This window comes from Streptomyces sp. NPDC058221, assembly GCF_042882365.1.
GTDB lineage: Bacteria > Actinomycetota > Actinomycetes > Streptomycetales > Streptomycetaceae > Streptomyces.
Window position 1 is genome coordinate 1 of the sequence record NZ_JBHVWF010000260.1, and the last position, 5,711, is coordinate 5,711.

Here is a 5,711-nt window from a genome sequence, read left to right on the forward strand (position 1 = left end):
GGGGGGTCCGCCTCCGGCGTGGCGCGCGGCGGGGGGCGGGGCCGGCGGGCCGCCGCCCGCGGGCCGCGCCGCTCCGCGGTGCGCGTCGCGCCGCGCCGTCCCGGGGGCGGGGCCCCCCCCCCCGCGTCCGGATCAGGTCAGATCAGGCCCTGTGCCAGCATCGCGTCCGCGACCAGCTCGAAGCCGGCGATGTTGGCGCCGACCACGTAGTTGCCGGGGCTGCCGTAACGCTCCGCCGTGGTGTAGCAGGAGTCGTGGATGTGGCGCATGATCTCCGCGAGCCGTTCCTCCGTGTGCGAGAACGTCCAGGAGTCGCGCGAGGCGTTCTGCTGCATCTCCAGGGCGCTGGTGGCCACGCCGCCCGCGTTGGCCGCCTTGCCGGGGGCGAAGGCCACACCGGCGTCCTGGAGGACGCGGACGGCCTCGGGGGTGGTCGGCATGTTGGCGCCCTCGGCGACCGCCTTCACGCCGTTGCTGACGAGGGCCAGCGCGTCGGCCTCGTGGAGTTCGTTCTGCGTGGCACAGGGCAGTGCCACATCGCAGGGGACGCTCCAGACGCCGTTGCCGGGTACGAAGACGGCCTCGGGACGGCGTTCGGCGTACTCGGAGACGCGGCCGCGGCCGGCCTCCTTGATCTCCTTGAGCAGGGCGAGGTCGATGCCCTTCTCGTCCACGACGTAACCGTCGGAGTCGGAGCAGGTCACCACCGTGGCGCCGAGCTGCTGGGCCTTCTCGATCGCGTAGATCGCGACGTTGCCCGAGCCCGAGACGACGATGCGCTGGCCGTCGAGGGCCTCGCCTCGGCTGCGGAGCATCTCGGCGGTGAACAGGACGCAGCCGTAGCCGGTGGCCTCGGTACGCACCAGGGCGCCGCCCCAGCCGAGGCCCTTTCCGGTGAGCACACCGGACTCGAAGCGGTTGGTGATCCGCTTGTACTGGCCGAAGAGGTAGCCGATCTCGCGTCCGCCGACACCGATGTCACCGGCGGGGACGTCGGTGTACTCGCCCAGGTGGCGGTGGAGCTCGGTCATGAACGACTGGCAGAACCGCATGATCTCGGCGTCCGAGCGGCCCTTCGGGTCGAAGTCGGAGCCGCCCTTGCCGCCACCGATCGGCATGCCGGTGAGGGCGTTCTTGAAGATCTGCTCGAATCCGAGGAACTTCACGATGCCGAGGTTGACCGAGGGGTGGAACCGCAGTCCGCCCTTGTACGGGCCGAGCGAGCTGGAGAACTCGACGCGGAAGCCGCGGTTGACGTGGATGTCGCCCGAGTCGTCCGTCCACGGCACCCGGAAGATGAGCTGGCGCTCCGGCTCGCATATGCGCTCGATGATCCGGGCGTCCACGAACTCCGGCCGCTGGGCCAGCACCGGGCCGAGCGTTTCGAGAACCTCCCGTACCGCCTGGTGGAATTCCTTCTCGCCCTGGTTGCGGCGGAGGATCTCCGCGTAGAGCGGTTCGATGACGCGGTTCGCGGCGGCGTGCGGGATTGCGGAGTCAGGGGTGGCCGGCATCTGATCAAGACCTTCCATGGGTCGGCTCATACGCGAAGACGCCCCCGTCCCGGGGGGCGCCAGGTCCCCCCTCCCCATTGAGGGCGTCACCCAGACGTCACGCGTACCGCGCTCACGAATGCGACGTACAGGACCGTTGTAGCGTACAGAGTGTCCCAGTCGCGCCCCTGAATACTCCACCGGCATCCACATGATGAATCCCGGTCCCCGACGTGCGCGGGCCTCAGTACTCCCGCGGGCGGCGCGTCATCCACAGACCCGCCGCCGAGGACAGGACGACCACGCCCGACACGACGCTCAGGGCGATGTTCAGCCCGCCCTGCTCGACCAGGACGTTGAGGGAGACGTTGGCGACGATCGCGGCGAGGAGCACGGTCCAGAGCAGCGGCTTCACGGGGTTCCTCCAGGGAGTCGGCCCCGGGCACGGGGCGGGTGACGCGGCCGGGGCGGTGTCCGGCTCGTCACCCATGCTTCCGTCCGGCGGCCCCGGGCACGAGGGTGCCGGCCCCCGGATCGGTGGTGCAGCCTGCTACACCACGGATCCGGCGCGCAGGGCGGCGGCGGTCGCCCTGGGGTCGTAGTCCGGTGCGACGCCGTCCACGAGCACCAGGTCGCCGGGGATGTTCCTGGTCCGCAGCGGGGCCAGCTCCTGGTAGGCGGGCGAGGTGTACCAGGCACGGGCGGCCTCGATCGTGGGGAACTCCAGGACGACGACGGCCCCCGGCCAGTCGCCCTCGACGACCTCGACCGGTGTGACGTGGACCAGGAAACGGCCCCCGTACGGGTCCATCGTCGACTGGATGCCGTCGATGTAGCCGATCACCTCCTGGTTGGGGAGACTGTCGGGCTGCAGGTGAGCAATCGCGTACGCGGTCATGGTTCCGTCCTCCGGTCTTCGTCCGCTGGTGCGCACCATGCTGCCGGGGACGGCGGGGAGCGTCGATTACCCCGGGAGTAAAAGGGGAGCGAGCTGCGCGGTCCGGGCCCGCGGTGACGGGTGATCAGACATGATGCCGTCATGAAGACATCACGGGGGACCCGCAGGGCGCGGGATCCTCACCGGCCTTACGGGCCAACGCCGTTGGCCGGAAATCCGCTGTCCGGAAACGGCCCCGCGCGCCCGCCGCACATACCCCGCAGTACGGCGGCGGCGGGGCGGCGCACACCGCCCCGGGCCGGGGAGATGCGCCGCTATCTCGCGGTGGGCCTCGACTGCTACCTCTGCCTGGTCATCGCCGGGTTACTCGCCCGGCCGCACGTGGACGCGACGCCGCTGCCGGGGGACGTCGCCCTGCTGCTCGGGCCGGTGCTCGCCCTCTCCTTCCTCAACCAGGTGGTGCTCACGGCTTTCGCCGGGGGCGGCGCCGGCAAGCTGATCATGGGCATACGGGTGGTGAGCCTGCCGGACGGCGGGCGCCCCGGGCCGGGGCAGCTGGTGCGGCGCTGGCTGCACGGCCTGTGCTGGCTGCCGCTCCAGCCCTGGTACGGACTGCGCGCCCACCACGCCCGCAAGGGGGACGGCCCGGGTCCCGCTCCGCGGTGCTGCGAGGAGGGCGATCCGTACGCGGAGCCGTGCGCCGACCCTGCGGGGGTGCGGCAGGTCCGCCGGAGCGATCTCGCGGCGCGCCGCCGCGCCGCCGGAAGGGCGGCGGCCTGAACCCTCGGGAAACGCGTACCGCCGGCCACGGACCCGTGGCACGGGCCGTGGACGACGGCGGAACCTGCGACGGCACCCGCGTCCGGCCGGTTCAGGCCGCGGCGTTCTCCGTGATGGTGACCTTGCCCTTGCGGATGGTCGCCAGCCGCGGCGCTCTGCGGGCGATCGAGCTGTCGTGGGTGACCATGATGAAGGTGAGCCCGTGCTCCTTCCACATGGTCTCCAGCACCTCCATGATCTCGTCGCGCATGGACTCGTCGAGGTTGCCGGTGGGTTCGTCGGCGAGCAGCACCTTGGGCTGCTTGACCAGGGCCCTGGCTATCGCCACCCGCTGCTGCTGGCCGCCGGACATCTCGCCGGGCAGATGCCCCAGCCGCTCGCCGAGACCGACCGAGTCGAGGGCCTCGGCCGCCCGTCTGCGCCGCTCCGACGCCTTGCCGCCCAGCGGCACGAGGGCGGTCTCGACGTTCTCCTGGGCGGTGAGTGTCGGGATGAGGTTGAAGCTCTGGAAGACGAAGCCGATGTTCTCCGCGCGCACCTTGGTGAGCTTGGCCTCGCTGAGCTTCGCGAGGTCGACCCCGTCGAGTTCGATGCTGCCGGCCGTGGGGCGGTCCAGGCCGCCGAGCATCTGGAGCAGCGTGGACTTGCCGCCGCCGGTGGGGCCCTGGATGACCAGCCGGCCGCCGTCCTCGATGGTCAGATCGACGCCGGCGAGTGCGTGGACGGTGGACTTGCCGCGCGGGTAGCGCTTGGTGACGCCTTGAAGCGTGTACATGGGTCAACTCCTGCTGGACGATGACCGCGAGCCCCGGCAGGGCGGCTCGCGGATCACGGGGACGGGGGTGGGGACACCCGGTTCGGCGGGCGTCCGGCGGCGGACTACTCGACGCGGCGCAGCGCGTCCGCGGGGCGCAGCCGGGAGGCGCGCCAGCCGCCGAAGGCGCCCGCGATCAGCCCGCCGGCCACGGCCAGGCCGACGGCGATCAGGATGATCGAGAGGGAGACCGGTGCGGTCAGCGCGATGTCGAGGGCCTTGGAGGCGCTCTGCCGGCCGCCCCCGCCCATCATTCCGCCGCGCATTCCGCCGCCACCGCCGCCGCCGCCCGAGGAGCCGAGCTGTGCGGTGAGGGTGGGGCTGACCGCGGTGACGACGTAGGCGCCGGCCAGACCGACCGCGATGCCGAGGACGCCGCCCATCAGCCCGTTGACGAGGGCCTCGCCGACGACCTGGCGGGTGACCCGGCCGCTCTTCCAGCCGAGGGCCTTGAGCGTGCCGAACTCGCGCACCCGGCGGCTGACCGCGGACGAGGTGAGCAGGCCCGCCACCAGGAACGCGGCGATCAGTACGGCGATGGAGAGCCACTTGCCGACGCTGGAGGCCAGGTCGGAGGCAGTGGACAGGGAGCCGGAGACGGTGTCCGCGAGATCGGCGGAGGTGGTGACCGTGGTGCCCGTGATGTTCTTCTGGATCGTGGACTTGACGCTGTCGATCTGCTGCGAGTCCGCGGCCTTCACATAGACCGTGGTGACCTTGTTCTTCGCGTCGGCGAGGGTCTGCGCCTGCTGGAGCGGGATGTAGAGGTTGGCGGCCGCGTCGCCGCTGTCGGCCGCCGAGACGCCGACGATCGTGAACTCGGTGCCGTGGACGGTCACCGTCTTGCCGACGGTGAGCTTCTTCTCCTTGGCGTAGGCGGCGTCGACGACGGCCACCTTGCCGTTGGTCTCGGTGCTCTTGAACGTCCGCCCCGAGGTGATCTTCGACGAGGTCAGCGGGCCCAGGTCCTGCTTGGTGACGTCGGTGCCGTAGACCGTGTAGGAGTTGACGTCGAAGGAGGCGCCGCCGCCCTTGACCTCACCCTGCGGCTGGCTGCTGCCGCCGCCTCCGGGGCCGCCGCGGCCGCCCTGGGACGTGCTGCCGCCCTCCTGCTTGAACTCACCGCGCTTGAACTGGCCGTCCACCTTCATGACGGTCACGCTCAGTCCGCCGACGGCGTCGGCGACGCCGTCCTGCTTGTCCACCTTGCCGACCGTGGTGGAGGCCAGCGTCTGGAAGCCCTGGACCATGACCCGGTCCGTGCTCTGGGTCGAGTCGTCGTCGTTCCCCTTGGCGTCGAACTCGAACTTGGGCCGCTCCGTGCCGGAACCGGGGGCCGCGGCCGCCTTGGTGACGGTCATGTCGGTGCCGAGGCCGTACAGCGATTCCAGGACCTTGTCCTGGGCCTTGCTCATGCCCGAGGAGACCGAGCTGACGATGATGACCAGCGCAATGCCGAGGCCGAGCCCCGAGGCGACGACGAGCGCCGCCTTTCTGCGGCGGCGCAGCTCGCGCCGGAGGTAGGTGAAGAACATGGCGCGAGGTTATGGACCGGTTGTGATGGTGGGTTAAGGCCACCATGAGATCCGGATGAGAACACCCACGAACGCCACAGGCGGCGGCACCCGGGTGGGGGGCCCCCGCCGGGTGGAGGGGACTTGGGGGCGACCGGGTGGGGCCCCGGAGGAGGTCGCCCGCTGAGGCCTGCGAGGCCCCCCAACACACG

At 71.4% G+C, this 5,711-nt stretch carries 6 protein-coding genes; 1 reads left to right on the forward strand and 5 read right to left on the reverse strand.

What is annotated here, in order from left to right; all coding sequences use genetic code 11:
• Nucleotides 1-137 precede the first annotated feature (137 nt).
• From gdhA to ACFVW8_RS38100, 3 genes are all read right to left on the reverse strand, one after another.
• Nucleotides 138-1,514, reverse strand: coding sequence for an NADP-specific glutamate dehydrogenase (gene gdhA / locus ACFVW8_RS38090; protein WP_389698457.1), 1,377 nt, complete (start codon nucleotides 1,512-1,514; stop codon nucleotides 138-140).
• 223 nt (nucleotides 1,515-1,737) lie between these two features.
• Nucleotides 1,738-1,908 carry a hypothetical protein gene (locus tag ACFVW8_RS38095; protein ID WP_389698459.1) on the reverse strand — a complete coding sequence of 57 codons (171 nt, stop codon included), beginning with the start codon at nucleotides 1,906-1,908 and terminating at the stop codon, nucleotides 1,738-1,740.
• 135 nt (nucleotides 1,909-2,043) lie between these two features.
• The gene (locus ACFVW8_RS38100) at nucleotides 2,044-2,391 is read right to left on the reverse strand and encodes a DUF1330 domain-containing protein (RefSeq protein ID WP_389698461.1); all 348 of its coding nucleotides are present in this window, start codon (nucleotides 2,389-2,391) and stop codon (nucleotides 2,044-2,046) included.
• 306 nt (nucleotides 2,392-2,697) lie between these two features.
• On the opposite strand from ACFVW8_RS38100, the gene ACFVW8_RS38105 reads away from it, so the two are divergent.
• Nucleotides 2,698-3,171: an RDD family protein gene (locus ACFVW8_RS38105; protein ID WP_389698463.1), complete on the forward strand. Its 474-nt coding sequence runs from the start codon at nucleotides 2,698-2,700 to the stop codon at nucleotides 3,169-3,171.
• A 91-nt stretch (nucleotides 3,172-3,262) separates the two neighbouring features.
• Here the strand turns inward: ACFVW8_RS38105 and ACFVW8_RS38110 are convergent, their stop codons facing one another.
• Together ACFVW8_RS38110 and ACFVW8_RS38115 are read right to left on the reverse strand one after the other, a co-directional pair.
• Nucleotides 3,263-3,946 (reverse strand): ABC transporter ATP-binding protein, encoded by a 684-nt coding sequence (locus tag ACFVW8_RS38110; protein ID WP_389698465.1) that lies wholly within the window; start codon nucleotides 3,944-3,946, stop codon nucleotides 3,263-3,265.
• 104 nt (nucleotides 3,947-4,050) lie between these two features.
• A complete protein-coding gene (locus ACFVW8_RS38115; protein ID WP_389698467.1) occupies nucleotides 4,051-5,520 on the reverse strand; it encodes an ABC transporter permease in 1,470 nt (489 codons plus the stop codon).
• Nucleotides 5,521-5,711 lie beyond the last annotated feature (191 nt).

What these genes read in the sequence shown, in the direction of transcription:
- ACFVW8_RS38110 (WP_389698465.1), bottom strand. Translation starts at nt 3,946, where the DNA reads ATGTACACGCTTCAAGGCGTCACCAAGCGCTACCCGCGCGGCAAGTCC.
- ACFVW8_RS38105 (WP_389698463.1), top strand. Translation starts at nt 2,698, where the DNA reads ATGCGCCGCTATCTCGCGGTGGGCCTCGACTGCTACCTCTGCCTGGTC.
- ACFVW8_RS38100 (WP_389698461.1), bottom strand. Translation starts at nt 2,391, where the DNA reads ATGACCGCGTACGCGATTGCTCACCTGCAGCCCGACAGTCTCCCCAAC.
- gdhA (WP_389698457.1), bottom strand. Translation starts at nt 1,514, where the DNA reads ATGCCGGCCACCCCTGACTCCGCAATCCCGCACGCCGCCGCGAACCGC.
- ACFVW8_RS38115 (WP_389698467.1), bottom strand. Translation starts at nt 5,520, where the DNA reads ATGTTCTTCACCTACCTCCGGCGCGAGCTGCGCCGCCGCAGAAAGGCG.